Raw genomic sequence first — 26,546 nt, 5'->3', positions numbered from 1 at the left:
ATCCTCACAGGAGCACGAACTGGCCTTCCGGGCCTTCCTCGTGGTGGTCGAGTACGGACGCGGGGCGCCGCGCGCCGGCCGGCACCGGCAGCACGCCCGCGCGCAGCAGCTCGGTCCGGGTGATCTGCGGGCAGTCCGCCAATTCCTCCTGCTGCGGCCTCAGTTCGTACAGCAGTCCCAGTACGGTGATCAGCTCGAGCAGCTCGGACGTCCACTCCTGGGGCCAGGACGCGGGACGAACCGCATCCAGGGTGCCCGGCTCGCCGAGGACTGTGCGGCGCTCGAACCACGCCCCGAGGACCCGCACCCCGGACACGTGGAAGTCCCAGGCCCCCGCCGGAACGGGTGAGACCCGTCCCTCGCCCAGCTGAAGCACCTCTTCCTCGCGGTCGTACAGCAGCTCCGCCGGATGCGCCGGGATTGCCGCCCGTACGTACGGCCGCCGGCCGCCCGGCATCCGCGGCCGCTCGCCGCCGTGTGCACCACGCAGTTGCAACGTCAGCATCCGCCGGCCCAAACCGACACCACGCGACCAGAGTTCGCCGTCCTCGGGCAGCGGTACGGCGCAGCCCTCCGGGGTGCTCCGAGCCGCGGCCAGAACCCAGGCCAGCACGTCCTGCGGGGTGACCTCCTGCCCGTACCGGCCGCTCAGAAACGGGAGCAGGCCCGGCGCGAGATTCGGTTCCAGGCCGCCGGGGCGGCGGTGGAGCGGCCGGATGCGCGACGGGCGCCCGGCGGGTGCACGGCCGGCACCGGCCTTCGTGCCGGAGGCGCTCCCGCCCACCGGCAGCAGCGCCGTGGCCAGCAGCGCGGGTCCACCGGCCTCGGGCACGCAGCCCTGCTCGACGGCGAAGAGCTGCCGGTCGTCCGCGACGCGCCACAGCTCCGGGCGGGCGGCGTCGATCAGGCGGTGGTCGGGAAGCAGCCACTGCTCGTCGAAGGGGGCGTACAGCACCCGGACCGGAGCCGGGCAGCGGCCACTCTCGCGGGCGAACCGGCCGGTGGAGGTGGGCTGCCCGGGCAGGGCGGCGACGGAACTCTGCTGGGTACGTGCCCGGCTGGGACCGAAGAGCCGTTCGCGGGCGGCCCCGTCGGTGCCGACGAGCCGGTCCCAACGGGCCCGCAGGGAAGGGGCGTGCGGAGCCATCGGCCAGGACCGGCCCAGGCGCATCGGAGCCACGGACCAAGGCATCAGTTCCTCGAGCAGTGGGGCGTTACCGGCTGCCCGGCCCGCTCTGCCTGTTCCGCGCCGTGCCGTCACCGTGCCACCCTCCCCGTGGTGCCGCGCGCCGGGCCCTTCCTCCCGGCGCCCGCATCGTATCCATGCCGCGGACCGGGCGTCAGTGCGCGTCCATGGTGACCGTGAAGGAGAACCGGTCTCCCCGGTAGCGGATCCGGGCGACGTCGACGACCCTTCCCCCCTCGTCGTAGGTCACGCCGGTGTAGTGCAGGATCGGGCTCAGCAGAGGTACCTGGAGCAGTTCCGCCGTGGGCGGGTCGGCGAGCCGTGCCTCGACGGTGTCGGTGATCCGGCTGATCCGTACGCCGACCGCGTCCCGCAGCACCTTCGTCATCGGCCAGCGCTCCAGGTCGGCGAGGTCGATGGCGGCGGCGAGATCGGGACGGACCGCGTTCTCGGCCCAGTTGGTGGGCTCGCCGCCGTCACCGTCGCGGCGCAGCCGCTTGTACGTGACCACCTCGGCCAGCCCCGGGAAGTGCTCGGCGAGTTCGACCGGTACCGGAACGAGGCCGTGGCTCAGCACGGTCGTGTGCTCGCCCGACTGCTGGGCCACGATGGCGTCCACCGAGCCCAGCAGCCGTACCGGGGCGCCCCGCTGGGCCCCCGGCTCGATGAAGGTGCCGCGCCGCCGGTGCCGGCTGATCAGGCCCTCCTGCTCCAGCTCCTTGAGGGCCTGGCGCATGGTGAGCACGCTGACGCCGTAGTGCTCGGCGAGCTGCTCCTCGGTGGGCAGGCGCAGCGAGGCGTCCGGTGTGCGGCCCAGTATCGAGGCGCGCAGCGACTGCGAGACCTGGTACCAGAGGGGAAGCTTCCGGTTCAGGACCAGCGAGTCCGGGGCAAAGGCGGTCACGGCGTCTTCTCCGTACGTACTTGCGTACCTGCGTACGTCTTGCCTGCTTATGTTCTTACGATCGGAAGTGGCGCTGGAGACCCTGCCACACGTCGTCGTACCCTCGCTGGAGATGAGGGGCGGTCGCGGCCTGCCCGGTCGCGGTCACCGGCCAGCGAGTCTCGAACATGAAGGCCAGGCCGTCGTCGATCTTCTGTGGCACGAGTTCGGCGGCGCTCGCCCGGTCGAAGGTCTCCCGGTCCGGTCCGTGGGCCGACATCATGTTGTGCAGCGAGCCGCCGCCCGGCAGGAAGCCTTCCGCCTTCGCGTCGTACGCGCCCTCGATCAGGCCCATGTACTCGCTCATCACATTGCGGTGGAAGTACGGCGGCCGGAAGGTGTCCTCGCCGACCAGCCAGCGGGGCGCGAAGACGACGAAGTCGACGCTCGCGAGCCCGGGGGTGTCGGACGGAGACGTCAGGACCGTGAAGATCGACGGGTCGGGGTGGTCGTAGCTGATGGTGCCCAGCACATTGAAGCGGCGCAGGTCGTAGACGTACGGCACATGGTTGCCGTGCCAGGCGACGACATCGAGGGGTGAGTGGCCGTAGGTCGCGGTCCAGAGGTTTCCGCAGAACTTGTTGACCACCTCCACCGGTCCTTCCGTCTCCTCGTACGCCGCGACGGGCGCGAGGAAGTCCCTTGGGTGGGCGAGCCCGTTGGCGCCGATCGGTCCCAGGTCGGGGAGGGTGAAGGGCTGCCCGTAGTTCTCGCAGACATAGCCGCGGGCGGTGTCGTCGAGGAGCTCGACGCGGAAGCGGACGCCGCGCGGGATCAGGGCCACATGGCCGGGCTCGGCGCGCAGCAGCCCGAACTCGGTGCGCAGCAGCAGCCCGCCGCGCTCGGGGACGATCAGCAGCTCACCGTCGGAGTCGCTGAACACCCGGTCCGTCATGGAGGTGTTGGCGCAGTAGAGATGGATGGCCATACCCGTGCGCTGGGTCGCGTCGCCGTTGCCGCCGAGTGTCCAGAGGCCGGCCAGGAAGTCGGTGCCGGGCGCGGGCTCGGGCACGGGATTCCAGCGCAGGCGGTTGGGGTCCGGAACGGTCTCGGTGAAGGGTGCGGTGCGCAGGGTGCCGTTGTCCGTCCGTACGAAGGCGGGATGCGCCGCCGATGGCCGGATGCGGTAGAGCCATGAGCGGCGGTTCTGCGCGCGGGGCTCGGTGAAGGCCGAGCCGCTCAACTGCTCGGCGTACAGGCCGAGCGGGGCGCGCTGGGGCGAATTCCGGCCGTGCGGCAAAGCGCCGGGTACGGCTTCCGAGCTGTGCTCATTGCCGAAACCGGAGGAGTACGCCAGGCCCTCCGCCGTTTTCCTCGCCTGCTCGGTGCCACCAGTGCCCATTGCGTGCTCCTGCCGCTCTGAAGGAATCCTATGCATGACCGTAGGATTCCTGGTCTGCCACGTCAACGGGGGCGTGCCGCTGTGACGATTCCGGTGCGTCAGGGGTTCCAAAAGGTGAACAATGCTCTACTCTCGCGCATGATGCATTCCGTGCCCCACGCGAAGTCACTCCGCCGAACGCCCGTCCAGCAGCGCAGCGCCGAGCGCCTGACCCGCATCCTCGACGCCTGCGCCGAACTGCTCGACGAGACGGGGTACGAGGACCTGAGCACCCGCGCGGTCGCCCTCCGCGCCGGAGTGCCCATTGGTTCGGTCTACCGCTTCTTCGGCAACAAGCGCGCGATGGCCGACGCCCTCGCCCACCGCAACCTGGACAGTTACGCCCAGCGCGTCGGCGCGCGTCTGGCGGCCGTACCGAGGACCGACTGGCGCGGCGCCATCGATGCCGTACTCGACGAGTACATCGCCATGAAGCGCACCGTCCCGGGCTTCGCGCTCGTGGACTTCGGCGTGCCCGCCCCGGCGGGAAGTGATGCCGATGCCAACCACCTCGTCGCCGGCCGGCTGACCGACCTGATCGCCGCGCATCTGGACCGCACCCCCGACGGACGGCTGCGCCGCACCGTTCTTGTCGCGGTCGAGGCCACCGACGCGCTGCTGCAGCTCGCCTTCCGCGCCGGGCCGTCGGGGGATCCCGAGCTCATTGCGGAGACCCGCGAGCTACTTCACGCGTACCTCGCCCGCACGCTCGGCTGACCCCCCGCCGCCGCCCACGAAGGAAGCCCCGCCCGGCCCCGCAGTCTTCCCCGCAGCCGGTTCCCCCGTCCGGCACCGCAGCTGTCAACGCAACACCCTCCCCAGCGTGCCTACCGGTCGGTATGCTCGGGGGTGCTCGCGCGCCACCGTCGCCGCCGCCCCGGGAGGGCCCCCGATGTCTCACCACGACGCAGCCCGCACCGCCCTGCGCATCTGCCCGCTTTGCGAAGCGACCTGCGGACTCACGCTCACCATCGAGGGTTCGCGGGTCACCGGCGCCCGCGGGGACCGCGACGACGTCTTCAGCCAGGGGTTCATCTGCCCCAAGGGCGCCTCCTTCGGCGAGCTGGACGGGGACCCCGACCGGCTGCGCACGCCACTGGTGCGCAAGGACGGCAGGCTTCAGGAGGCGAGCTGGGACGAGGCCTTCGACGCAGTCGCCGCCGGATTGCGGCCGCTGATCGAGCAGTACGGGCCGAACGCCGTCGGCGTCGTCCTCGGCAACCCCAACGTCCACACGATGGCCGGCGCGCTCTACCCGCCCGTACTCCTGACCACGCTGCGCACCCGTAACCTCTTCACCGCCAGCACCCTCGACCAGATGCCGAAGCATGTCTCCAGCGGGCTGCTCTTCGGCAGCGCCGTCGCCATCCCGGTGCCCGATCTGGACCGCACCGACCATCTCCTCCTCCTCGGTGCCAATCCCCTGGAATCCAACGGCAGTCTGTGCACCGCGGCCGACTTCCCGGGCAAACTCAAGGCCCTGCGCCGCCGTGGCGGCAAGCTGGTCGTGGTCGATCCGCGCCGCACCCGTACGGCCAAGCTCGCCGACCAGCACCTTGCCATCCGGCCAGGCACCGACGCGCTGCTGCTGGCCGCGCTCACTCAGGTGCTCTTCGAGGAGAAGCTCGCCGATCCGGGGCGCCTCGACGAGCATGTCGACGGCCTGGACGAACTCCGGGAAGCGATTCGGCCCTTCACCCCGGAGGCCGTCGCCGAGGCGTGTGACATCCCGGCCGACAAGATCCGCACGATCGCCCGCGAACTCGCGGCCGCCCCCGCCGCAGCCGTGTACGGCCGCATCGGCAGCTCCACCGTCGAGTACGGCACCCTCGCCAACTGGCTGGTGGACGTACTCAACATCCTCACCGGCAATCTCGACCGCCCCGGCGGCGCTCTCTTCCCGCTCGCCGCCACCGACCGGGCCCCGCGCCCCGCCGGCCCCGGCAAGGGCTTCCTGCTCGGCCGCTGGCACAGCCGCGTCAGCGCCCACCCCGAGGCCAAGGGCGAACTGCCCATGGCCGCGATCGCCGAAGAGATCGAGACGCCGGGGGAGGGACAGATCCGAGCGATCATCTCGCTCGCGGCCAACCCGGTGCTGTCCGCGCCCGACGGCAACCGCCTCGACACGGCGTTGGCAGGCCTCGACTTCATGGTCAGTGTCGATCCGTATCTCAACGAGACGTCGCGGCGTGCGCACGTCGTCCTGCCCCCGCCGCCGCCGTCCCAAAGTGCGCACTACGACTTCGCGTTCACCGCGTTCTCCGTACGCAACCAGGTCCGCTACACACGCCCCGCGGTCCCCCTGGAGGAGGACAGGCTCGACGAGAGCGAGATCCTCGCCAGGCTGGTTCTCGCCGTCGGCGGCATGCACGGCGCCGAGCCGTCGGCCGTCGACGCCATGGTCATCGACAGTACGCTCGCCAAGGCCGTCGCCGACCCGCTCTCGCCCGTGCACGGCCGGGACCCGAAGGAACTCGCCGCGCAGCTCACGGGTCGCACGGGCCCCGAGCGCCGGCTCGACCTGATGCTGCGACTGGGCCCGTACGGCGACGGCTTCGGCGCGCAGGGCGGTGCCCACGACGCTGCCCGAGAAGGCGCCCGAGAAGGCGCCCGAGAAGGCGCCCAGGAAAGCGTCCAGGGAAGCGCCCATGGCAGAGGAACGGACCGCGGCGCGCACGGACTCAGCCTCGAACGGCTCCTCGCCCACCCCCACGGGATCGACCTCGGCCCGCTGGAGTCACGCATCCCGCAGGTCCTCAAGACCCGCAGCGGCCGTATCGAGCTCTTCCCGGAACCGATCGCCGCCGACCTGCCGAGGCTGCGACGGGCCCTGGGGGACCGGGCCGCCGCCCTGGTTCTGGTCGGGCGCCGCCATCTGCGCTCCAACAACAGCTGGATGCACAACGTGCCCACGCTCAACAGCGGCACCAACCGCTGCACCCTCCAGGTACATCCCGAGGACGCCGCCCGGCTCGGTCTCGTCGACGGCGCGACCGCTCGGGTCACCGCGGACGGCGGTGCGTTCGATGTACCGGTGGAGGTGACGGACACCGTCCGTACGGGTGTCGTGAGCCTCCCGCACGGCTGGGGCCACGACCGTCCCGGAACTCGGATGAAGGTCGCCGCCGCCAGTCCCGGGGTCAACGTCAACCAGCTGCTCGACGGCAGCCGGCTGGACCCCCTCTCGGGTACGGCTGTCCTCAACGGCTTTCCGGTCGAAGTGGCGCCGGTGGACTGACTTGGTGCACCATCGGCCGGGTGACCTGGGGTTTTGCTCTTATTGCTCGCGCGTCAACATCTTGTTGGTGCCGACTTCGCCGACCTAACGTCGAGGAACCACCGTCCCTGGTGGGAGTTCAAGGGCGAACGTGAGGTACCCCAATGCTGACCATCCTCGGCTTTGCCATGATCGCGACCTTCCTGGTTCTGATCATGATGAAGAAGATGTCGCCCATCGCGGCACTGGTGATCATCCCCGCACTCTTCTGTGTGTTCGTGGGACAGGGCGCCAAACTCGGCGACTACGTACTGGAAGGCGTGGGCAATCTCGCGCCCACCGCGGCGATGCTCATGTTCGCCATCGTCTACTTCGGCGTGATGATCGACGTCGGTCTGTTCGATCCGATCGTCCGCGGCATCCTGCGCTTCTGCAAGGCAGACCCCATGCGTGTCGTCGTCGGCACCGCACTGCTCGCCGCGATCGTCTCGCTGGACGGGGACGGCTCGACGACCTTCATGATCACGGTCTCGGCGATGTACCCGTTGTACAAGCGCCTCAAGATGAGCCTGGTCGTCATGACAGGAGTCGCCGCCACCGCCAACGGCGTCATGAACACACTGCCTTGGGGTGGCCCCACCGCCCGCGCGGCCACCGCCCTCAAGCTCGACGCCGGCGACATCTTCGTGCCGATGATCCCCGCGCTCGCCGTGGGGCTGCTCTTCGTCTTCGTCCTCGCCTACGTGCTGGGCCTGCGCGAGCGCAAGCGCCTCGGTGTGCTCACCCTCGACGAGGTGCTGGAGACCGAGCGCGAGACCGAGTCCGAGACCGTCACGGAGGCGGTCCTGGTCGGTGCGGGCGGCGGCGGACAGGTCCGTACGGACACGGCCGGCACCGGCTCCGGCGCCGGGAGCGGCGTCGGCGCCGTTCCCGGCGAGGAGGACGAGGGCTTCCAGGGCCTCGACCCGAACCGCGCCACCCTGCGTCCCAAGCTCTACTGGTTCAACGCCGGACTCACCGTCGCGCTGCTCACCGCGATGATTATGGAACTGCTGCCCATCCCGGTGCTGTTCCTCCTGGGCGCGGCCCTCGCCCTCACCGTGAACTTCCCGCACATGCCCGACCAGAAGGCCCGTATCGCCGCTCATGCCGACAACGTCCTCAACGTCGCCGGCATGGTCTTCGCCGCCGCCGTGTTCACCGGAGTCCTCACCGGCACCGGCATGGTCGAGCACATGGCCGACTGGCTGGTCGGCGCCATCCCCGAGGGCATGGGCCCGCACATGGCGATCGTCACCGGCCTGCTGAGCCTGCCGCTCACCTACTTCATGTCGAACGACGGCTTCTACTTCGGCGTCCTGCCGGTCCTGGCCGAGGCCGGCGCCGCGCACGGCGTCTCGCCGCTGGAGATCGCCCGCGCGTCCCTGGTCGGGCAGGCGCTCCACATGTCCAGCCCGCTGGTTCCCGCCGTGTACGTCCTGGTCGGCATGGCCAAGGTGGAGTTCGGCGACCACACCCGATTCACCGTCAAGTGGGCGGCGCTCACCTCGCTGGTGGTCCTCGGCGCCGGAATCCTCTTCGGCATCATCTGATGAACTCCCCCCAAGGGCCCGGCAGGGGCTGGCTGTTCCGCCTCGTCATCGCCTTCGCGTGCGCGCAGAGTGCGGTGTCGATGGCGCGGCCGGCCGTCTCCTACCGGGCTCTTGCCCTGGGTGCGGACGAGCGTGCGATCGGTGTGATCGCGGGCGTGTACGCCCTGCTTCCGCTGTTCGCCGCCGTACCGCTGGGGCGCAGGACCGACCACGGGCGGTGTGCACCACTGCTGCCTTTGGGCGTCGTCCTGATCTCCGGCGGGTGTGCCCTCAGTGGTACGGCGGTCTCCCTTCCGGCGATGGCCGCCTGGAGCGGGGTGATGGGCCTGGGCCACCTCTGCTTCGTCATCGGCGCCCAGTCGATCGTCGCCCGTCAGAGCGCCCCGGCCGAACAGGACCGCAGCTTCGGGCACTTCACGATCGGCGCCTCCCTCGGGCAGCTTGTCGGCCCGGCCGCCGCCGGGTTCGTCGTCTCCGGGCACGACGGCGCGATGGCCCGCACGAGCGCGATCGCCCTGCTCGTCTCCGCGGCCGTCGCAGCGGTCTCGGTCACGTCACTGTGGCGAATCGAGCACCGCTCGGCCGTGGACGGCGGTGCGGCGGACGCCGAGCGGGCCACGGTCCCGGTACACCGGATCCTGCGTACCCGCGGTGTCCCGGCCGGTATATTCGTCAGCCTCGCAGTGCTCTCCGCGACCGACATCCTCACCGCCTATCTGCCGGTCATCGGCGAACACCGCGGCATCGCCCCGTCCGTCATCGGGCTGCTGCTCAGCCTGCGCGCAGCCGCGACCATCGCATGCCGGCTCGTGATCGCCCCGATGATCCGCATACTCGGCCGTACGGCCCTTTTGACCTGCACCTGTCTGCTCGGCGGGGCTGCTCTGTGGGGGCCTCGCCCTGCCCGTGCCCGTCCGGGCCCTCGCGTTGATGCTCGGCGTCCTCGGCTTCTGCCTCGGGGCGGGTCAGCCGCTGTCCATGACGACGGTCGTACAGGCGGCCCCGCACCATGCCCGCTCCACCGCGCTCGCCCTCCGCCTCACCGGCAACCGCCTCGGCCAGGTCGCGGCACCGGCCTCGGCCGGTCTGGTGGCCGGTGTGGCCGGCACTGCGGCGCCGTTCGTGATGCTGGGAAGGCTGCTGATCGCGGCCGCCGGGCTGTCGGTGCGGGGTGGCCCCGCCGCACCGCAGGAGCCTGCCGCGCCCTCGCTCTCCGGCGGGCACTGGCGCCAGAAAACTAACAGCGCTAGTTTGTAGCCGCGAGGACCACGTCGGCTCTGGAGGCATGCGATGAAGGCCCATGACGGGATGTACATCGACGGGGACTGGCGGCCAGCGGCCGGTCCGGACACCATCGCGGTCGTGAACCCGGCCGACGAACGGGTCATCGGCGAGGTGCCGGCCGGCACCGCCGAGGACGTGGACGCGGCGGTTCGCGCGGCGCGTGCGGCACTTCCCCGCTGGGCCGCGACGCCGCCCGCCGAGCGGGCCGCACGTATCGCCGCCCTGCGTGACGTGCTTGTGGCCCGTAGGGACGAGATCGCCGAAACCGTGACAGCCGAACTCGGGTCACCGCTCGGCTTCTCGCAGACGGTGCACGCGGGAGTGCCGATCGCCGTCGCGGGCTCCTATGCAGAACTCGCCGCCACGTACTCCTTCCAGGAGAAGGCGGGCAACTCCACCGTGCTGCTCGAGCCGGTCGGAGTGGTCGGGGCGATCACCCCCTGGAACTACCCGCTGCACCAGATCGTCGCCAAGGTGGCACCCGCGCTCGCCGCCGGCTGCACCGTCGTTCTCAAGCCCGCCGAGGACACCCCGCTGACCGCGCAGCTCTTCGCCGAGGCCGTGGACGAGGCGGGCGTCCCCGCGGGGGTGTTCAACCTGGTCACCGGCCTCGGGCCGGTCGCCGGGCAGGCACTCGCCGAGCACGAGGGCGTCGACCTGGTCTCCTTCACCGGCTCCACCGCGGTCGGCAGGCAGATCGGCGCGACGGCCGGCGCCGCCGTCAAGCGCGTCGCCCTGGAGCTCGGCGGCAAGTCCGCCAACGTCATCCTGCCGAGTGCCGACCTGGCCAAGGCGGTCGGCGTCGGCGTGGCCAACGTCATGGCGAACTCCGGCCAGACGTGCAGCGCGTGGACCCGCATGCTCGTCCACCGGGACCAGTACGACGAAGCCGTCGCGCTCGCCGCCACCGCGGCCGCCAAGTACGTCTCCGGCGACCCGCACGACCAGGCCAGTCGCCTCGGTCCGGTCGTCAACGCCAAGCAGCACAGCCGGGTGCGCGGCTACATCGCCAAGGGCGTGGAGGAGGGCGCGCGCATCGTCGCCGGCGGCCCGGACTCGCCTCACGAGCGGGGTTACTACGTCACCCCTACGGTCTTCGCGGACGTCACGCCCTCCATGACCATCGCCCAGGAGGAGATCTTCGGCCCGGTTCTGTCGATCCTGCCGTACGAGGACGAGGACGACGCCCTGCGTATCGCCAACGGCACCGTGTACGGTCTCGCGGGTGCGGTCTGGGCCGCCGACGCCGACGAGGCGGTCGCCTTCGCCCGCCGGATGGACACCGGCCAGGTGGACATCAACGGCGGGCGGTTCAACCCGCTGGCCCCCTTCGGCGGTTACAAGCAGTCGGGCGTCGGCCGGGAGCTCGGCACGCACGGCCTCGCCGAGTACCTCCAGACCAAGTCCCTGCAGTTCTGACCGCCGGAGAGTCACATGGTCCGCGCCGCCATCCTGCCCGCCGTCGGCTCTCCCCTGGAGATCGCCGAGATCGAACTGCCCGAGCCCGGCCCCGGCCAGGTCCGGGTGCGTCTCGCCGCCGCGGGGGTCTGCCACTCCGACCTGTCGCTCTCCAACGGCACCATGCGCGTTCCCGTCCCGGCGGTCCTCGGCCACGAGGGAGCGGGCACGGTGGTGTCGGTGGGGGAGGGAGTCGGCCACGTCGCCCCCGGTGACGGCGTCGTGCTCAACTGGGCGCCCTCCTGCGGCAACTGCCACCACTGCGGACTCGGCGAGGTGTGGCTGTGCGCGAACGCCCTCGCCGGGGTGGGCAATGTCCACGCCCGTACCGTCGAGGGCACCGAACTCCACCCGGGCCTGAACGTCGCGGCCTTCGCCGAGGAGACCGTCGTCGCGGCGAACTGTGTGCTGCCCGTTCCGGAGGGCATCCCGCTCGCCGAGGCCGCGCTGCTCGGCTGCGCGGTCCTGACCGGTTACGGAGCGGTCCATCATTCGGCGCGGGTCCGCTCCGGTGAGTCGGTGGCGGTCTTCGGTGCCGGCGGCGTCGGCCTGGCCGCGCTCCAGTCCGCCCGCATCGCCGGCGCCGGACCGGTGGTGGCCGTGGACGTCTCCCCGGCGAAGGAGGAGCTGGCGCGAGCCGCCGGGGCGACGGAGTTCCTCATCGCTTCGGACACCACGGCCAAGGAGATCCGCAAGCTCACCGGCGGGCAGGGAGTGGACGTCGCGGTCGAGTGTGTCGGCCGCGCCGCGACCATCCGAACGGCCTGGGAGTCCACACGCCGCGGCGGCCGCACCACGGTCGTCGGGATCGGCGGCAAGGACCAGCAGGTGACGTTCAACGCCCTGGAGATCTTCCACTTCGGCCGCACGCTGTCCGGCTGTGTGTACGGCAACTCCGACCCGGCCCGTGACCTCCCGGTACTCGCGGAGCACGTCCGGGCGGGCCGCCTGGACCTCGGCTCCATGGTCACCGAGCGGATCGCCCTCGACGGCATCCCGGCCGCCTTCGACAACATGCTCGCGGGCAAGGGCGGTCGCGCCCTGGTTCTCTTCGAGTCCTAGTCGGCTTTTCCGGGCCCGTCCGCACTTTTCAGGGCTCGTTCCGCACCCTTACCGCTCCTTCCCGGAACCTTGTCGAGCACCCCGGCCGCCCCGCGCGGCCGGGGTGCTCGTGCTGCCTGGCCGACCGCGCGTACCGGTCGGTACGTCGTGACAAAACTGCTGCTGTGCGGGCTGTTGACCTCCGTACCAGCCGGTCGGTACGGTCCCCGCAATCTCATCACGGCGCCGCCCCCTACCGTCCCCCGCACCCACCACCGGAGTGTGCACCGCATGGACACGGCAGCTTCCCCATCGACCGGCACCACCGCGCCGGCCCTCACCGACCGGAACCGGCGCAAGGTGGCCACGGCCGCCGCTCTCGCCTCCGCCGTCGAGTGGTACGACTACTTCGTCTTCGGCATCGCCGCCGCGCTCGTGCTCGGCGATCTGTACTTCCCGGCCGGGAGTTCCTCCGCCGGTGTCCTCGCCGCCTTCGCCACTTTCGCGGTCGGCTTCCTGGCCCGTCCCATCGGCGGCATCATCGCCGGCCAGCTGGGCGACAAGCGCGGCCGCAAGCCGATGCTCGTCCTCGCCCTGACCCTGATGGGCGTCGCCACCACCGGCATCGGGCTCCTGCCCACCTACGAGACGATCGGCATCGCCGCCCCGGTGCTGCTCGTCCTGCTGCGCGTCCTCCAGGGCATCGCCGTCGGCGCCCAGTGGGGCGGTGCGATGCTCATGGCCACCGAGTACGCCCCCGAGGGCAAGCGCGGCCTCTACGGCAGCCTCGTCCAGCTCGGCGTCCCCATCGGCGTGGTGACCGCGAACACCGTCTTCCTCATCGCCGGCGCCACGACCAGCGACAGCACCTTCGCGGCCTGGGGATGGCGACTGCCGTTCTTCGTGGGCGTCCTGGTCCTCGTCCTGGCCTGGTACATCCACACGCGCGTCGAGGAGACCCCCGCCTTCCGTGAGGCCGAACGAGCCCTGGCCGAACAGGAGAAGGGCGAAGCGCGTTCCCCGCTGCGCATGATCCTGCGCAGCCACCTCGGCACGGTCTTCCTGGCCGGCGGATCCTTCGCCGTGAACACCGCCACGTTCTACATCATCATCACCGGCGTGCTCGACTACGCGACCCGCGAACTCGACATGAAGCGCAGCGCGGTCCTCGCCGTATCGCTCTGCGTCAGCCTCACCCAGCTGGTGCTGATACCGGCCGCGGCGGCCCTCTCCGACCGCATCGGCCGACTGCGCATCTACGCGTTCGGTGCGGTGGGCCTGCTGCTCTGGGCGGTGCCCCTGTTCCTGCTCATCGACACCGCCTCCCTGCTCTGGCTGGCCGTGGGCACGTTCGTCACCAGCTGTTTCCTGAGCATCATGTACGGGCCGCAGGCGGCGCTCTTCGCCGAGCTGTTCACGGCGGAGATGCGGTACACCGGTGCCTCACTCGGCTACCAGATCGCTGCCGTGTTCGGCGGGGGGCTCGCGCCGTTCGTGATGGTGCTCCTGCTGGAAGCCACCGGCACCTCGATGGCGGTGTCGGGCTACATCATCGGCCTCGCGGTCATCGCCCTGATCTCCATCCGGATCCTCTCCCGACGGGCCGCCGCCCGCGAGGAGGCCACCGCCGCACCTGAGGAGGAAGGCGCAGCGCCTCAGGAGGAGGAGAACACTCCCGCCCAGGCCTGAGCCCGTTCGTACGAGGGCACTGTGCCGATGTCCGCGGCCTCCGCACCGCCTCGGGCGACCGCACGGGCCAGTTTCACCGCCGCGTGTATTGCGGCCCGGAAGAGCAGCGAACCGGTGCTGATCCGGGCCACGCCCAGCTCGGCCAGGCGTGCGACGGTCAACCCGCCGGCCGCGTAGAGGAGGTTGAGCGGGAGCGCGAGTTCCCGCGTGAGGGCGCCGATGGTCCGCTCGTCCTGCAGTCCGGGGACGAAGAGACCGTCGGCGCCCGCCTTCTGGTAGGCGGCGAGACGTTCGCCGGTCCGCTCCCGGTGGCCGGACAGCCAGTACGTGTCGGTCCGCGCGTTGACGAACAGCGCGGGCGCCGCTGCCTTGACGGCCCGGATCAGCTCGCACTGCGCGTCAGGATCGGCCAGCGACCCGTCCGGCCGGCCGTCCTCGATGTTCACCCCGGCGACGCCGGCGTCCGCGAGCTCCGCCGCGAGGGCGGCGAAGTCTTCGTAACGGCTCATGGGCTGGTCGTCCTCCAGGTCTGTCACGAGCGCACCAACTGGTCGTACTGCACCGACAGGCCGTCGATCAGCGCCCGCAGGCCCGTTTCGAACGCTCCCTCGTCGACCTGCTGCTGGCGCTCGGCCAGCAGGTGGGCCTGGCCGAGGTGGGGGTAGTCCGCCGGGTCGTACGCCGCCTCGTCGTCGACGAAGCCGCGCGCGAAGGAGCCGAGGGCCGAGCCGGTGATGAAGTACCGCATCAGGGCTCCGATGTGGGTGGCCTGCGCCGGCGGCCAGCCCGCTTCGACCATCGCGCCGAAGACCGCGTCGGCCAGCCGCAGTCCGGCCGGGCGGCGGCCCGGGCCCTGGGCCAGGACAGGGACGATGTTCGGGTGCGCCCGGAGGGCTTCCCGGTAGGAAGCGGCCCAGTCGTGCAGCGCGGTGCGCCAGTCGCGGCCGTCCCCGAACATCGAGAGGTCGACCTGGGCGCTGACCGTGTCCGCGACGGCGTCGAGGATCTCGTCCTTGTTGCGGAAGTGGTTGTAGAGGGACGGCCCGCTGACGCCGAGCCCGGCCGCGAGCCTGCGCGTGGAGACCGCCTCGAGCCCTTCGGCGTCCACGAGTGCGCTCGCCGCTTCGACGATGCGCTCTCTGCTGAGAAGGGGCTTGCGTGGGCGGGCCATGCGGCACATAGTAGGCCTGCGAATAAACTAGCAGTGTTAATTTAACGAGGTGCGATGAACCTGGAGCTGAGCGAGGAGCAGGCCGCGGTGCGCCGGCTGGCCAAGGACTTCGCCGACCGCGAGATCACCCCGCACGCCGCCGCCTGGGACCGGGCCGAGAGCGTCGACCGCGGCATCGTGAAGAGGCTCGGCGCGCTCGGCTTCCTCGGCCTCACCATCGCCGAGGAGTACGGCGGCTCCGGCGGTGACCACCTCGCGTACGCCCTGGTCACCGAGGAGCTGGGGCGCGGCGACTCCTCCGTGCGCGGCATCGTCTCCGTTTCGCTCGGGCTGGTCGCCAAGTCGATCGCCGCCTGGGGCAGCGAGGAACAGAAGCGGCAGTGGCTCCCCGGCCTGACCGCGGGCGACCACGTCGGATGCTTCGGCCTCACCGAGCCCGGCACGGGCTCCGACGCCGGCCATCTCGTCACCCGGGCGGCCCGGGACGGCGACACGTACGTCATCAACGGCACCAAGATGTTCATCACCAACGGCACCTGGGCCGATGTGGTGCTGCTCTTCGCGCGTACGAACGACACGCCCGGCCACAAGGGCGTCAGCGCGTTCCTCGTGCCCACCGGCACCCCGGGGCTGACCCGCCGCGAGATCCACGGCAAGCTCGGCCTGCGCGGCCAGGCCACGGCCGAACTGGTGCTGGAGGACGTCAGGGTCCCGGCCTCGGCGATGATCGCCCCGGAGGGCAAGGGCTTCTCGGTCGCGATGTCGGCGCTTGCCAAGGGAAGGATGTCGGTGGCCGCGGGCTGTGTCGGCATAGCCCAGGCCGCGCTGGACGCCGCCGTGACGTACGCGACCGAGCGTGAGCAGTTCGGCAAGTCGATCGCCCATCACCAGCTGGTGCAGGAGCTGATCACCGACATCGCGGTGGACGTGGACGCCGCCCGGCTGCTCACCTGGCGGGTCGCCGACCTGGTCGACCGCGGCCTGCCGTTCGACACCGAGGCGTCCAAGGCCAAGCTCTTCGCGTCGGAGGCCGCCGTGCGCGCCGCGAACAACGCGCTGCAGGTCTTCGGCGGCTACGGCTACATCGACGAGTACCCGGTGGGCAAACTGCTGCGGGACGCCCGCGTCATGACGCTGTACGAGGGCACCAGCCAGATCCAGAAGCTGGTCATCGGCCGTGCGCTCACCGGGGTCTCGGCGTTCTGAGGTGTTGCTTCGCCGGGCGTTGCGCGCCCTTCGCTGAGTACGTGGCCTGAGTACCCGCACGGATGTGGCCAGGGCCGCGGCCGCCGATGCTTGCACCATGAATGACACACCGGTCAAGCAGCAGAACACGGCGGCGTACTACGGGCAGGCCGTCGCGTCCTTCGCCATCGCGCTGGGCGCGGTGAGCCTGGGCGTCCTCAGGCTGGAAGCGGACGCGTGGGTGCGGGCGTTCCTCGCGATCGCGGTCCTCTACCTCACCACGTCGGCCTTCACCCTTGCCAAGGTGATCAGGGACCGTCAGGAGGCAGGGCAGATCGTGAGCCGGGTGGACCAGGCGCGGCTGGAGAAGCTGCTCGCCGAGTACGACCCGTTCAACGCCAAGAGCTAAGCGCTTGCTCACCCTCAGGGTAAGGTGTCAGTCCTGGTGAGGCGGAAGGGGTGAGCGATGGGCATCGCGGAGGAGACCGGCGGCGAGGACGCGCCGTGGGGCGAGGTCAGCCCCGAGGCGGCCCGCAGGCTGCTCGTCGCCGCCGTCGAGGCGTTCGCCGAGCGCGGCTACCACGCGACCACGACCCGCGACATCGCGGGGCGGGCCGGGATGAGCCCGGCCGCGCTCTACATCCACTACAAGACCAAGGAAGAGCTGCTCCACCGGATCAGCCGGATCGGCCACGACAAAGCCCTCGAGATCCTGGAGACTGCCGCCGGCGGTGCGGGCACGCCCACCGAGCGTCTCGACGACGCCGTGCGCTCCTTCGTGCGCTGGCACGCCGGGCGCCATATGACCGCCCGTGTCGTCCAGTACGAACTCGACGCCCTCGGCCCCGAGCACCGCACCGAGATCGTCGCGCTGCGCAGGAAGAGCGATGCCGCCGTGCGCCGGATCCTCAACGAGGGCGTCCGGGCGGGGGAGTTCGAGGTGCCCGACGTGCCGGGCACCACTGTCGCCGTGCTGTCGCTCTGCATCGACGTGGCGCGCTGGTTCAACGTGGAGGGACGCAGAACGCCCGACGAGGTCGGCGCGCTCTACGCCGACCTCGTGCTCCGCATGGTCGGAGCGCGGCGCACGGGCCCGGAGCCCCAGAAGTAGAAGCGGCGCCCGGGCCGGACCCTCAGAAGTAGAAGCGGGAGACCGACTCCGCCACGCACGCAGGCTTGTCGCCGCCCTCGCGCTCGATCGTGATGGCGGCGGTGACCTGCACGCCGCCGCCCGCCTCGGTCACGTCCGTGATCACACCCGTCGCCCGCAGCCGGGAGCCGACGGGCACGGGCGAGGGAAAACGGACCTTGTTCGCGCCGTAGTTGATGCCCATCTTCATGCCCTCGACCCGCATGATCTGCGGCACCAGGGTGGGCAGCAACGAGAGCGTCAGATAGCCGTGCGCGATGGTCGAACCAAACGGACCGGCAGCGGCCTTCTCCGGGTCCACGTGGATCCACTGGTGGTCGCCGGTGGCGTCCGCGAACAAGTCGATCCGCTTCTGGTCCACCTCCAGCCAGTCACTCTCGCCCAACTGCTCGCCGACCGCGGCGCGCAGCTCCTCGGCGGACGTGAAGATCCTCGGCTCTGCCATGTGCCCCTGCCTCTCAAGCGATGTCTAAGCGCTTGCTCAGCATGGTTGGCCGCCGGTGGATCTGTCAACGGACCGCGTATCCGTCAACGGGCCGCGGAGTAGTGTTCGAGGGTGCCGCAGATTCCAGAGAAGATCCAAGAACTCACGGTCGGCCAACTGTCCGCGCGCAGCGGAGCGGCCGTCTCGGCCCTGCACTTCTACGAGGCCAAGGGCCTGATCAGCAGCCGCAGGACCGCCGGTAACCAGCGCCGGTACAGCAGGGACGCGCTGCGCCGCGTCGCGTTCGTACGCGCGGCACAGCGCGTCGGCATCCCCCTGGTCACCATCCGGGACGCGCTCGCCCAGCTACCGGACGAGCGCACCCCCACTCGCGAGGACTGGGCGCGCCTCTCCGAGGCCTGGCGCGCCGAACTGGACCAGCGCATCGCGCAGCTGGCACGGCTCCGCAACCATCTCACCGACTGCATCGGCTGCGGCTGCCTGTCCCTGGACACCTGCGTGCTCTCCAACCCGGACGACGTCTTCGGCGGGCGCATGAGCGGTTCGCGCCTGATGGCCGAGCACAGGAGCACGGCTCCCGAGCGGCAGGACGGCTGATCACTCGTACTCGGTGCCGCCTTTGCGGGTCAGATACGCGGGGCTGACCGCCTTCGCTATGGCCCGGCCGCCGAGCACCGGGCTGTACCGCTCGGTGTCCGGGCGGATGACCACCCCTTCGCGGATGTGCAGCTCGCGGCCCGAGACCGTCTCCCGCCCGGACGCCACGTCCAGCACCGTGGCGATGTCGTACGGGCCTTCGTACAGGCGGGGTACGAGGGGGAGTTCGCCCTCCAGCAGGCCGGCCGGGTCCAGCCAGCGAACCTCTCCGCCGATCTCCGCCGAGACGTCGAAGACGGCGTAGCCCAGCTTCTCGCTGCGCCCGTCCGCCCCGTAGGACAGATCCTGCACCCCCGCGCCGAACACCTCTCCGAAGATGCCGACCCGGCTCGCACCCAGCTTCTCGGCGAGGCGGGCGGCGACGGCCGGGACGTCGTGGCTGTCCCTGACAACGCGGGGTGCGCGGCGGTTCGACCGCCCGCGCACCCCGCGTCATCACGCCACCGAGGCCAGGTGCCTGCGTCGTGCGGGCCGCTTGGCGGCCGCCACTGCCTCGGACGTCAGAACGGGCTGCGGCACCACGATGCCGCAGCCCGTACAAACCGGCCCGTCCGAGGGCTGGTGGGCCAGATCCTGGCGCCAGACGATTCCCGTCCCCTCGCACACCGGGCAGGCAGTGCCCGGCGCCGACTCCAGAGCGGAGATCAGCCGGCGCAGCACCTCGCCGAGCGGTTCGGGAGGCCGGACGGCCGGGTTGTCGCAGCGGGCCACCCCGTTGCCACCCCACGTGCACCGGTGCCAGTCGTCGATCGATCCGGGCTGCCTCAGCCCGTCGTGCTTCTCGCGCTTGCGCCGCTCCGCGAACTCCGTCTCGTACGCGAGCCAGACGGACCGGGCCTCTTCGAGCTCCTCGAGCGCGGCCACCAGCCGCGCCGGATCAGCTTCCCGGTCCTCGGGCTCGATCCCGTGCCTGGCACACAGATGGTGCCAGGTCGCCCTGTGCCCGTAAGGGGCGAACCTCTCCAGGCACTTACGCAATGAATAGCGCCTCAGCGCCAGGTCATTGCGCGTGTCACGCACCTGTCTCGCAAGACTCCGGAACCCGGCCATCGCACTGCCACCTCCGTCGCTGGTACTTCGGCGTCGAGGAATGGACGTACGACTTCCCGTTTTGGCTCCATCCAAAATCGAATGGCGTGAATGAACAGGGGTGAGCGACGATCCGGAACATGCCCATTTCCGCGCTGGCGCACAACCCTGCCCTGCCGGCCCGCCGAGGGAGCGGCGTCCACCCTGCCCGTGCCGGTCATGGAAGCACTCGGCGGCCGGTTCGACGGCTCCACTCGGCGCCGCATCGGATCAGCCGCAGAGCGGATCAGCGGTAGAGCAGATCAGCCGCAGAGCGGATCAGCGGTAAAGCGGATCAGCGGTAAAGCAGATAGTCCCCGCGCACCCGCCGGAACGCGGCCAGTTCGTCCTGCCATGCCGCCACCACGTCGTCCGTGCCCGCCCCCGCGTCGATCATCGTGCGGACCCGGGTGGACCCCGTCAGCTTGTCGATCCAGTTGTCGGGCCGCCATGCGAAACCGCTCCAGCTCCGCTTCGCCGTCACCAGCAGGGCGATTCCGGTGCGCACCGGGTCGTACGACGGTCGGTCGTGGACATGGACCTGGACCCCGCCGACCGTCTTGCCCTGGAACTTGGAGAAGGTGGGGGCGAAGTACGCCTCGCGGAAACGGACGCCCGGGAGCTCTTCGCCGTTCGCCGCCTCGGCCCATCTGCGGTCGATACCGTCCGCCCCGAGCAGCTCGAACGGCCGGGTCGTGCCGCGCCCCTCGGAGAGGTTGGTGCCCTCGAAGAGGCAGGTGCCCGAGTAGACCAGCGCGGTGTCGGGCGTCGGCATGTTGGGGCTCGGCGGCACCCAGGGCAGGCCCGTCGCGTCGAAAAGGTCGGAACGCCTCCAGCCCTGCATTCGTACGGTCTCCAGCCGTACCGGCAGTGCGAGGAATTCGCCGTTGAAGAGCCGCGCCAGCTCACAGACCGTCATGCCGTGCGCCTGCGGAATCGGTTCGCGGCCGACGAAGGTCGCGAAGGCCTTGTCGAGCACCGGCCCGGACGCCTGCCGGCCGGTCACCGGATTGGGCCGGTCCAGCACCACGAACCGCTTGCCCGCGAGCGAGGCGGCGACCATGCAGTCGTAAAGCGTCCAGATGTACGTGTAGAAGCGGGCGCCGACGTCCTGGATGTCGAAGAGGACGGTGTCCACGCCCGACGCGGTGAAGATGTCGGCGAGTGGCTGCCCGCTCTTGAGGTAGGTGTCGTACACGGGGAGCCCGGTGGCGGGATCGTCGTGGCGGCCCTCCGAGCCGCCTGCCTGGGCGGTGCCCCGGAATCCGTGCTCGGGGCCGAAGACCGCGACCAGATTCACCCGCTCGTCGGCGTGCATGACGTCCACGATGTGCCGCGCGTGCGCGGTGATGCCGGTCGGGTTGGTCACGACGCCGACCCGCTGCCCGTCCAGGAGGGCGTATCCGCCGGTGGCCAGCCGGTCGAAGCCGGTACGAAGTCGTCCGTGGCCCGGCCGGGCGGCCGCCGCCGGGGCCGTCGCCCCGAGCACGCCGGCAGCTCCCGCCGCGCCGGTCGCGGTCAGCAATCCCCGTCTGGACACACTCATGCGGTTACCTCCGCGATCGCCTTCGGCTGTCATGGCCACGCACGCTAGCGCCCGGCGCGGCCGTGGGGAACGAGGCGGACACGTCCGTTCGTGTCCACCCCTTCCGTCAGTACATACCGACTGGTTAGTCTGCTCACCAATCGGCAAGGAGAGGCAGGGTCCACGTGAGTACGGTGCAAGGTGCGGGAGTGGTCGTCACGGGCGCTGGAGGCGGTATCGGTGCCGCGCTGGCGCGCAGGTTCGCGGCCGAGGGCGCGCGCGTGGTGGTCAACGACCTGGACGCGGACAAGACCAAGCTGATCGCCGACGAGATCGGCGCCACCGCCGTTCCGGGCGACGCCTCGGCCGTCGTGGGTGCCGCCCGCGAGGCCCTCGGCGGGCAGGTCGACGTGTACTGCGCCAACGCCGGCCTGGCCTCGCCCGGCGACGCGTTCGCCGACGAACAGGTATGGGCGTCGGCCTGGGACGTGAACGTGATGGCGCACGTGAGGGCGGCGCGTGAGCTGCTGCCCGACTGGCTGGAGCGGGGCAGCGGCCGTTTCGTCTCCACCGTCTCCGCCGCCGGGCTGCTGACCATGGTCGGCGCGGCTCCGTACAGCGTGACCAAGCACGGGGCGCTCGCCTTCGCCGAATGGCTCTCGCTGACCTACCGGCACCGCGGAGTGAAGGTGCACGCGATCTGCCCGCAGGGCGTGCGGACGGACATGCTGACCGCCGCCGGATCCGCGGGCGAACTCGTCCTCGCGCCGACGGCGATCGAGCCCGAGGACGTGGCCGACGCCCTGTTCGAGGGCATCGAGGCGGACCGCTTCCTGATCCTCCCTCATCCCGAGGTGGCCGACTACTACACGGCCCGGGCCACCGACCCCGACCGCTGGCTGGGCAATATGAACCACCTGCAGCGGAAGTGGGAGGGCGTATGAACCAATCGATGTATGCACAAAAGCCTTGGCTGGCGCAGCTGAGTGAGGCTCAGCGCGCGCCGGTCTTCCCTCCGGAGACCGTGGTCCACTCCTTCCGGGCGGCTGTCGACCGGGCCCCCGAGCACACCGCCCTCGCCTACTTCGACGGCCGGCTGAGCTACCGGGAGACCGACGAGCTCTCCGACTCCGTGGCCGGGTACCTCGCCGCCCGTGGTGTGCGGCGCGGCGACCGGGTCGCGATCATGCTGCAGAACACCCCGCACTTCGTGCTCGCGCTGCTCGGCGCCTGGAAGGCCGGGGCCACGGTCGTGCCGGTCAATCCCATGTACAAGGCGGCCGAGGTGGGCCATGTGCTGCGGGACGCGGAGGTGATCGCACTGATCTGCACCGACCGCGCCTGGGAGTCGTATCTGGGGGAGGCGGCCGCGGAATCGCCGGTACGGATCACGGTCACCGCCTGCGAACTGGATCTCCAGACCAGGAATGACACCCGGGTGCTGGGCTTCGAGCGCGTGCCGCGGGCGTCGGACGCCGAGGACCTGATCGAGGTGGCGGGCCGCGGCTTCCCGGCCCCCGCCGACCGCGTCCTCACCTCGTCCGACGTTGCCCTGATCAGCTACACGTCGGGTACCAGCGGAACCCCCAAGGGAGCCCTGAACCGGCACGGGGCGATCACGTACAACGCCGAGCGCCAGCGCACGGGCCACCCCCTCCCCGAGGGCGCCTGCTACTTCGCGCTCGCGCCGCTGTTCCACATCACCGGCATGGTCTGCGAACTGGCCGCCTGTTTCGCCAACGCCGGCACGCTCGCCCTCGCGTACCGCTTCGAGACTGGCGTGGTCCTCGACGCCTTCACCGAGCACCGCCCCGCGTACACCGTGGGCCCCTCCACCGCCTTCATGGCGCTGGCTGCCCACCCTGCGGTCACCCGCGACCACTTCAGTTCCTTCCAGGTGATCTCCTCGGGCGGAGCGCCGGTGCCGCCCGCCCTGGTGGAGAAGTTCCGGGCGGCCTTCGGCCCCTACATACGCAACGGCTACGGCCTCACCGAGTGCACCGCGCCCTGCGCCTCCGTCCCGCCCGAGAAGGAAGCCCCGGTGGATCCTGCTTCCGGCACCCTCTCGGTCGGTGTCCCCGGACCCGACACGATCGTACGGATCATCGACGTCTCGGGCGAGGACGTGCCGTTCGGCGAGCAGGGCGAGATCGCGGTGAGCGGCCCGCAGGTCGTCTCGGGCTACTGGGGACGCCCGGACGCCACCGCGGAGACGTTCCCCGGCGGGGAACTCCGCACCGGCGACATCGGTTTCATGGACGCGGACGGCTGGCTCTACGTCGTAGACCGCAAGAAGGACATGATCAACGCCTCCGGCTTCAAGGTCTGGCCCCGCGAGGTCGAGGACGTGCTGTACACGCACGAAGCGGTACGCGAGGCGGCTGTCGTCGGCGTCCCCGACGCCTACCGCGGGGAGACGGTCAAGGCGTACGTCAGCCTCCGCCCGGGCGCCGGCGTGCAGCCCGCCGAACTCTCCGCGTACTGCGAAGAGCGGCTGGCCGCGTACAAGTACCCGCGCGAGGTGGAGATCCTGCCGGAGCTTCCCAAGACCACGAGTGGGAAGATCCTCAGGCGGGAACTGCGTTCCCGCGCATAGCACGATCAAGCGAACGAAAGGGCAGGTGGCGGAAATGGCCAGGACGACGGACGGAGACGGTACCCCCGTCCCGCAGCGGCTGCTGGCCGCCGCCACCCGGCTCTTCGCCGAGCGCGGGTACGACCGCACCTCGGTCCAGGAGATCGTCGAAGCGGCGGGCGTCACCAAGGGCGCTCTTTACCACTACTTCGGCAGCAAGGACGACCTCCTGCACGAGGTGTACGCCCGCATGCTGCGCCTCCAGCAGGAACGGCTCGACGCCTTCGCGGAATCGGACGAACCGGTGGAGCAGCGGCTCCGCGGCGCGGCCGCCGATGTGGTGGTCACGACCATCGAGAACCTCGACGACGCCATGATCTTCTTCCGCTCGATGCACCACCTGAGCCCGGAGAAGGACAAGCAGGTGCGTGCGGAGCGCCGCCGCTACCACGAGCGCTTCCGCGCCCTCGTCGAGGAGGGCCAGCGCACCGGGGTGTTCTCGAAGGCGACCCCGGCCGACCTGGTGGTGGATTATCACTTCGGTTCCGTCCACCACCTGTCCACCTGGTACCGGGCGGACGGGCCGCTCACGCCGCAGCAGGTCGCCGATCACCTCGCCGACCTGCTGCTGCGCGCGCTGCGGCCGTAGCGCCCGTCCCTACAGGTACTTCTTCAGTTCGCGATGGGCCAGTGAGCGCTGGTGTACCTCGTCGGGCCCGTCCGCGAGCTTCAGCGTCCGGGCCGCCGCCCACAGTTCGGCGAGCGGGAAGTCCTGGCTGACCCCGCCCGCGCCGTGCACCTGCACCGCTTTGTCGAGGATCTCGACGACGGCGCGCGGCGTGGCGATCTTGATGGCCTGGATCTCGGTGTGAGCCCCTCGGTTGCCCACGGTGTCCATCAGCCAGGCGGTCTTCAGTACCAGCAGGCGCAGCTGCTCGACCGTGACGCGCGCGTCCGCGATCCAGTTCTGTACGACACCCTGCTGTGCCAGCGGCTTGCCGAAGGCCGTACGGGTCACGGCCCGGCGGCACATGAGCTCGATGGCCCGCTCGGCCATGCCGATGAGCCTCATGCAGTGGTGGATCCGGCCGGGGCCGAGGCGGGCCTGGGCGATGGCGAAACCGCCGCCCTCCTCGCCGATCAGGTTCGACGCCGGCACCCGGGCGTGGTCGAAGACGACTTCGGCATGGCCGCCGTGCGAGTGGTCCTCGTACCCGTACACCTGCATGGCGCGCCGGACCTCGAGTCCAGGAGTGTCCCTGGGGACCAGGATCATGGACTGCTGCCGGCGCTGGTCGGCTCCGCCCGGGTCGGTCTTGCCCATCACGATGAAGACCTTGCAGTCCGGGTTCATCGCTCCGGAGATGTACCACTTGCGGCCGGTGATGACGTACTCGTCGCCGTCCCGCTCGATACGCGTCTCGATGTTCGTGGCGTCCGAGGACGCCACCTCGGGCTCGGTCATCGCGAACGCGGACCGGATCTCGCCCGCGAGCAGGGGCTCCAGCCACTGCTTCTTCTGCTGCTCGGTGGCGAACTGGGCGAGCACCTCCATGTTGCCCGTGTCGGGGGCCGCACAGTTCAGCGCGGTCGGCGCCAGGTGCGGGCTGCGGCCGGTGATCTCGGCGAGCGGCGCGTACTGGAGATTGGTCAGCCCCGCTCCGTACTCGTCGTCCGGGAGGAAGAGATTCCACAGGCCTTGCCGGCGGGCCTCGGCCTTGAGCTCCCCGACCACGGCGGGGGTGTCCCAGGGGGAGGCGAGGAGGGCGCGCTGTTCCTCGGCGACCGCCTCGGCCGGGTACACGTGCTCGTCCATGAAGGCGAGCAGCTTGGCGCGCAGCTCTTCGGTCCGCGCGTCGAATGCGAAGTCCATAGGGATCTCTCAGCCTTCCTTGAGGGTGGTGAGGCCGTGCTCGATGAAGACGGGGACGAGGTCGCCGATCCGGTCGAACCCGGCGCCGACGGTCTGGCCCAGCGTGTAGCGGTAGTGGATGCCCTCGAGGATCACCGCGAGCTTGAACCAGGCGAATGCGGTGTACCAGGAGATGGCGGAGGTGTCCCGGCCGGAGCGGGCGCCGTAGCGCTCGATCAGCTCCTGCGGGGCCGGGTGGCCAGGGGCCCCGGCGGTTGTGCTGACCGGCGACTCGGGCAGACCCAGCGGGGCGCTGTACATGACCAGCAGGCCGAGGTCGGTGAGCGGATCGCCGAGCGTGGACATCTCCCAGTCCAGGACGGCCTTGATCGCGTCGTCGGATCCGATCAGTACGTTGTCGAGCCGGTAGTCGCCGTGGACGACGGTCGGCGCGGGGGAGGCGGGCAGCGAGCGGCCGAGCGCGGCGTGCAGCTCGTCGATGCCGGCCAGCTCCCGGTTGCGGGAGGCGTCGAGCTGCTTGCCCCAGCGCCGCAGCTGACGGTCCAGGAAGCCCTCGGGCCGCCCGAAGTCGGCCAGCCCGGCCGACGCGGGGTCGACGGCATGCAGGTCGACAAGTGTGTCGACGAGGGCGAGCACGGCGTCACGGGTGCGCCGCGGCCCGAGCGCGGCGAGCTCGTCGGCCGTACGGTACGGAGTGCCGTCCACGAACTCCATGACGTAGAAGGGCGATCCGATGACCGAGTCGTCCTCGCAGAGCAGCACCGGCGCCGGCACCGGAACCGCGGTCCCGTACAGGGCGTTGATCACCCGGTGCTCGCGCTTCATGTCGTGCGCGGTGGCGAGTACATGCCCGAGGGGTGGCCGGCGGACCACCCAGCGGGAGGTGCCGTCGGTGACGGAGTACGTGAGGTTCGACCGCCCGCCCTCGATCAGCCGGCCGCTCAGTGGTCCGCTCACCAGGCCGGGCCGCTCGCGGTCCAGATGGCCGCGCAGCCGGTCCAGATCGAGGCCCGGTGGGTGGACTGAGCTCATGATGGGCACCTCCGTGCAGGGGGGACGATCGGCGATGAATCTCTGTCGAACATCATGCCGACCAGTCGGTATGC

23 protein-coding genes and 2 pseudogenes are annotated in these 26,546 nt (G+C 70.7%); 14 read left to right on the top strand and 11 right to left on the bottom strand.

Annotation, left to right across the window (positions count from 1 at the left end):
* Positions 1-4: 4 nt before the first annotated feature.
* The 3 genes from AB0M62_RS09070 to hmgA all read right to left on the bottom strand — a co-directional run bounded on the left by AB0M62_RS09070 (position 5) and on the right by hmgA (position 3,471).
* On the bottom strand, positions 5-1,192 hold the full coding sequence (locus tag AB0M62_RS09070) for a type ISP restriction/modification enzyme (RefSeq protein WP_366073455.1): 1,188 nt from the start codon (positions 1,190-1,192) through the stop codon (positions 5-7).
* A 148-nt stretch (positions 1,193-1,340) separates the two neighbouring features.
* Positions 1,341-2,090, bottom strand: coding sequence for a GntR family transcriptional regulator (locus tag AB0M62_RS09065; protein WP_366073454.1), 750 nt, complete (start codon positions 2,088-2,090; stop codon positions 1,341-1,343).
* Between the two features lie 55 nt (positions 2,091-2,145).
* On the bottom strand, positions 2,146-3,471 hold the full coding sequence (gene hmgA / locus AB0M62_RS09060; protein WP_366073453.1) for a homogentisate 1,2-dioxygenase: 1,326 nt from the start codon (positions 3,469-3,471) through the stop codon (positions 2,146-2,148).
* Between the two features lie 141 nt (positions 3,472-3,612).
* Between hmgA and AB0M62_RS09055 the strand changes: the two genes are divergently transcribed.
* From AB0M62_RS09055 to AB0M62_RS09025, 7 genes and pseudogenes are all read left to right on the top strand, one after another.
* Entirely contained in the window at positions 3,613-4,227 is a 615-nt protein-coding gene (locus AB0M62_RS09055; protein WP_366073549.1) for a TetR/AcrR family transcriptional regulator, read from the top strand.
* A gap of 175 nt (positions 4,228-4,402) precedes the next feature.
* Positions 4,403-6,748, top strand: a complete 2,346-nt coding sequence (locus tag AB0M62_RS09050) for a molybdopterin oxidoreductase family protein (protein WP_366073452.1) — start codon at positions 4,403-4,405, stop codon at positions 6,746-6,748.
* A gap of 143 nt (positions 6,749-6,891) precedes the next feature.
* Complete coding sequence (locus AB0M62_RS09045; RefSeq protein ID WP_366073451.1) at positions 6,892-8,319, top strand: citrate:proton symporter; 1,428 nt, start codon at positions 6,892-6,894, stop codon at positions 8,317-8,319.
* Positions 8,319-9,576 (top strand): annotated as a pseudogene (locus tag AB0M62_RS09040) (MFS transporter). Before AB0M62_RS09045 ends, AB0M62_RS09040 begins: the two are co-directional and overlap by 1 nt.
* Before the next feature lie 33 nt (positions 9,577-9,609).
* Positions 9,610-11,022 carry an aldehyde dehydrogenase family protein gene (locus AB0M62_RS09035; protein ID WP_366073450.1) on the top strand — a complete coding sequence of 471 codons (1,413 nt, stop codon included), beginning with the start codon at positions 9,610-9,612 and terminating at the stop codon, positions 11,020-11,022.
* Between the two features lie 15 nt (positions 11,023-11,037).
* Positions 11,038-12,123 carry a Zn-dependent alcohol dehydrogenase gene (locus tag AB0M62_RS09030; protein ID WP_366073449.1) on the top strand — a complete coding sequence of 362 codons (1,086 nt, stop codon included), beginning with the start codon at positions 11,038-11,040 and terminating at the stop codon, positions 12,121-12,123.
* 270 nt (positions 12,124-12,393) lie between these two features.
* Positions 12,394-13,791 carry an MFS transporter gene (locus tag AB0M62_RS09025; protein WP_366073448.1) on the top strand — a complete coding sequence of 466 codons (1,398 nt, stop codon included), beginning with the start codon at positions 12,394-12,396 and terminating at the stop codon, positions 13,789-13,791.
* Here the strand turns inward: AB0M62_RS09025 and AB0M62_RS09020 are convergent.
* Together AB0M62_RS09020 and AB0M62_RS09015 are read right to left on the bottom strand one after the other, a co-directional pair.
* Positions 13,758-14,327 (bottom strand): isocitrate lyase/phosphoenolpyruvate mutase family protein, encoded by a 570-nt coding sequence (locus tag AB0M62_RS09020; protein WP_366073446.1) that lies wholly within the window; start codon positions 14,325-14,327, stop codon positions 13,758-13,760. The two genes, AB0M62_RS09025 and AB0M62_RS09020, sit on opposite strands and share 34 nt — an antisense overlap.
* Complete coding sequence (locus tag AB0M62_RS09015) at positions 14,324-14,962, bottom strand: TetR/AcrR family transcriptional regulator C-terminal domain-containing protein (protein WP_366073445.1); 639 nt, start codon at positions 14,960-14,962, stop codon at positions 14,324-14,326. Before AB0M62_RS09015 ends, AB0M62_RS09020 begins: the two co-directional genes overlap by 4 nt.
* A gap of 54 nt (positions 14,963-15,016) precedes the next feature.
* Between AB0M62_RS09015 and AB0M62_RS09010 the strand changes: the two genes are divergently transcribed.
* From AB0M62_RS09010 to AB0M62_RS09000, 3 genes are all read left to right on the top strand, one after another.
* Complete coding sequence (locus AB0M62_RS09010; protein ID WP_366073444.1) at positions 15,017-16,168, top strand: acyl-CoA dehydrogenase family protein; 1,152 nt, start codon at positions 15,017-15,019, stop codon at positions 16,166-16,168.
* A 97-nt stretch (positions 16,169-16,265) separates the two neighbouring features.
* Positions 16,266-16,556 (top strand): YiaA/YiaB family inner membrane protein, encoded by a 291-nt coding sequence (locus AB0M62_RS09005; protein WP_366073443.1) that lies wholly within the window; start codon positions 16,266-16,268, stop codon positions 16,554-16,556.
* Between the two features lie 57 nt (positions 16,557-16,613).
* Entirely contained in the window at positions 16,614-17,258 is a 645-nt protein-coding gene (locus AB0M62_RS09000; RefSeq protein WP_366073442.1) for a TetR/AcrR family transcriptional regulator, read from the top strand.
* 22 nt (positions 17,259-17,280) lie between these two features.
* Here AB0M62_RS09000 and AB0M62_RS08995 read toward each other — a convergent pair whose 3' ends face one another.
* Entirely contained in the window at positions 17,281-17,742 is a 462-nt protein-coding gene (locus AB0M62_RS08995; protein WP_366073441.1) for a MaoC family dehydratase, read from the bottom strand.
* 111 nt (positions 17,743-17,853) lie between these two features.
* Between AB0M62_RS08995 and soxR the strand changes: the two genes are divergently transcribed.
* Positions 17,854-18,339: a redox-sensitive transcriptional activator SoxR gene (soxR, locus tag AB0M62_RS08990; protein ID WP_366073440.1), complete on the top strand. Its 486-nt coding sequence runs from the start codon at positions 17,854-17,856 to the stop codon at positions 18,337-18,339.
* Here soxR and AB0M62_RS08985 read toward each other — a convergent pair.
* The 3 genes and pseudogenes from AB0M62_RS08985 to AB0M62_RS08975 form a co-directional block, all read right to left on the bottom strand.
* Positions 18,340-18,780: pseudogene (locus AB0M62_RS08985) on the bottom strand (RNA ligase family protein); the annotation flags it as partial.
* Positions 18,781-18,834: 54 nt separating this feature from the next.
* Positions 18,835-19,449 carry a hypothetical protein gene (locus tag AB0M62_RS08980; protein ID WP_366073439.1) on the bottom strand — a complete coding sequence of 205 codons (615 nt, stop codon included), beginning with the start codon at positions 19,447-19,449 and terminating at the stop codon, positions 18,835-18,837.
* A gap of 313 nt (positions 19,450-19,762) precedes the next feature.
* Positions 19,763-21,013: a DUF1343 domain-containing protein gene (locus tag AB0M62_RS08975; protein ID WP_366073438.1), complete on the bottom strand. Its 1,251-nt coding sequence runs from the start codon at positions 21,011-21,013 to the stop codon at positions 19,763-19,765.
* 164 nt (positions 21,014-21,177) lie between these two features.
* Between AB0M62_RS08975 and AB0M62_RS08970 the strand changes: the two genes are divergently transcribed.
* The 3 genes from AB0M62_RS08970 to AB0M62_RS08960 are packed head-to-tail and all read left to right on the top strand — an operon-like array spanning position 21,178 to position 24,216.
* Complete coding sequence (locus AB0M62_RS08970; protein WP_366073437.1) at positions 21,178-21,936, top strand: SDR family oxidoreductase; 759 nt, start codon at positions 21,178-21,180, stop codon at positions 21,934-21,936.
* Positions 21,933-23,588, top strand: a complete 1,656-nt coding sequence (locus tag AB0M62_RS08965; RefSeq protein WP_366073436.1) for an AMP-binding protein — start codon at positions 21,933-21,935, stop codon at positions 23,586-23,588. The genes AB0M62_RS08970 and AB0M62_RS08965 overlap by 4 nt, the downstream gene beginning before the upstream one ends.
* Before the next feature lie 34 nt (positions 23,589-23,622).
* Positions 23,623-24,216 (top strand): TetR/AcrR family transcriptional regulator, encoded by a 594-nt coding sequence (locus AB0M62_RS08960; protein ID WP_366073435.1) that lies wholly within the window; start codon positions 23,623-23,625, stop codon positions 24,214-24,216.
* Positions 24,217-24,225: 9 nt separating this feature from the next.
* Here the strand turns inward: AB0M62_RS08960 and AB0M62_RS08955 are convergent, their stop codons facing one another.
* Together AB0M62_RS08955 and AB0M62_RS08950 are read right to left on the bottom strand one after the other, a co-directional pair.
* A complete protein-coding gene (locus AB0M62_RS08955; RefSeq protein ID WP_366073434.1) occupies positions 24,226-25,440 on the bottom strand; it encodes an acyl-CoA dehydrogenase family protein in 1,215 nt (404 codons plus the stop codon).
* Between the two features lie 9 nt (positions 25,441-25,449).
* Complete coding sequence (locus AB0M62_RS08950; RefSeq protein WP_366073433.1) at positions 25,450-26,472, bottom strand: phosphotransferase family protein; 1,023 nt, start codon at positions 26,470-26,472, stop codon at positions 25,450-25,452.
* Between the last annotated feature and the right edge of the window lie 74 nt (positions 26,473-26,546).

The organism is Streptomyces sp. NPDC051219, from assembly GCF_040682335.1.
Classification (GTDB): Bacteria; Actinomycetota; Actinomycetes; order Streptomycetales; family Streptomycetaceae; genus Streptomyces.
This window is presented reverse-complemented; position numbering and strand designations above follow the sequence as displayed.

Excerpts from the sequence above, each read along its gene's own strand:
- AB0M62_RS09070 (WP_366073455.1), bottom strand. The coding sequence starts at position 1,192 with ATGCCTTGGTCCGTGGCTCCGATGCGCCTGGGCCGGTCCTGGCCGATG.
- hmgA (WP_366073453.1), bottom strand. The coding sequence starts at position 3,471 with ATGGGCACTGGTGGCACCGAGCAGGCGAGGAAAACGGCGGAGGGCCTG.
- AB0M62_RS09055 (WP_366073549.1), top strand. The coding sequence starts at position 3,613 with ATGCATTCCGTGCCCCACGCGAAGTCACTCCGCCGAACGCCCGTCCAG.
- AB0M62_RS09050 (WP_366073452.1), top strand. The coding sequence starts at position 4,403 with ATGTCTCACCACGACGCAGCCCGCACCGCCCTGCGCATCTGCCCGCTT.
- AB0M62_RS09045 (WP_366073451.1), top strand. The coding sequence starts at position 6,892 with ATGCTGACCATCCTCGGCTTTGCCATGATCGCGACCTTCCTGGTTCTG.
- AB0M62_RS09035 (WP_366073450.1), top strand. The coding sequence starts at position 9,610 with ATGAAGGCCCATGACGGGATGTACATCGACGGGGACTGGCGGCCAGCG.
- AB0M62_RS09030 (WP_366073449.1), top strand. The coding sequence starts at position 11,038 with ATGGTCCGCGCCGCCATCCTGCCCGCCGTCGGCTCTCCCCTGGAGATC.
- AB0M62_RS09025 (WP_366073448.1), top strand. The coding sequence starts at position 12,394 with ATGGACACGGCAGCTTCCCCATCGACCGGCACCACCGCGCCGGCCCTC.
- AB0M62_RS09015 (WP_366073445.1), bottom strand. The coding sequence starts at position 14,962 with ATGGCCCGCCCACGCAAGCCCCTTCTCAGCAGAGAGCGCATCGTCGAA.
- AB0M62_RS09010 (WP_366073444.1), top strand. The coding sequence starts at position 15,017 with ATGAACCTGGAGCTGAGCGAGGAGCAGGCCGCGGTGCGCCGGCTGGCC.
- AB0M62_RS09005 (WP_366073443.1), top strand. The coding sequence starts at position 16,266 with ATGAATGACACACCGGTCAAGCAGCAGAACACGGCGGCGTACTACGGG.
- AB0M62_RS09000 (WP_366073442.1), top strand. The coding sequence starts at position 16,614 with ATGGGCATCGCGGAGGAGACCGGCGGCGAGGACGCGCCGTGGGGCGAG.
- AB0M62_RS08995 (WP_366073441.1), bottom strand. The coding sequence starts at position 17,742 with ATGGCAGAGCCGAGGATCTTCACGTCCGCCGAGGAGCTGCGCGCCGCG.
- AB0M62_RS08980 (WP_366073439.1), bottom strand. The coding sequence starts at position 19,449 with ATGGCCGGGTTCCGGAGTCTTGCGAGACAGGTGCGTGACACGCGCAAT.
- AB0M62_RS08975 (WP_366073438.1), bottom strand. The coding sequence starts at position 21,013 with ATGAGTGTGTCCAGACGGGGATTGCTGACCGCGACCGGCGCGGCGGGA.
- AB0M62_RS08965 (WP_366073436.1), top strand. The coding sequence starts at position 21,933 with ATGAACCAATCGATGTATGCACAAAAGCCTTGGCTGGCGCAGCTGAGT.
- AB0M62_RS08960 (WP_366073435.1), top strand. The coding sequence starts at position 23,623 with ATGGCCAGGACGACGGACGGAGACGGTACCCCCGTCCCGCAGCGGCTG.
- AB0M62_RS08955 (WP_366073434.1), bottom strand. The coding sequence starts at position 25,440 with ATGGACTTCGCATTCGACGCGCGGACCGAAGAGCTGCGCGCCAAGCTG.
- AB0M62_RS08950 (WP_366073433.1), bottom strand. The coding sequence starts at position 26,472 with ATGAGCTCAGTCCACCCACCGGGCCTCGATCTGGACCGGCTGCGCGGC.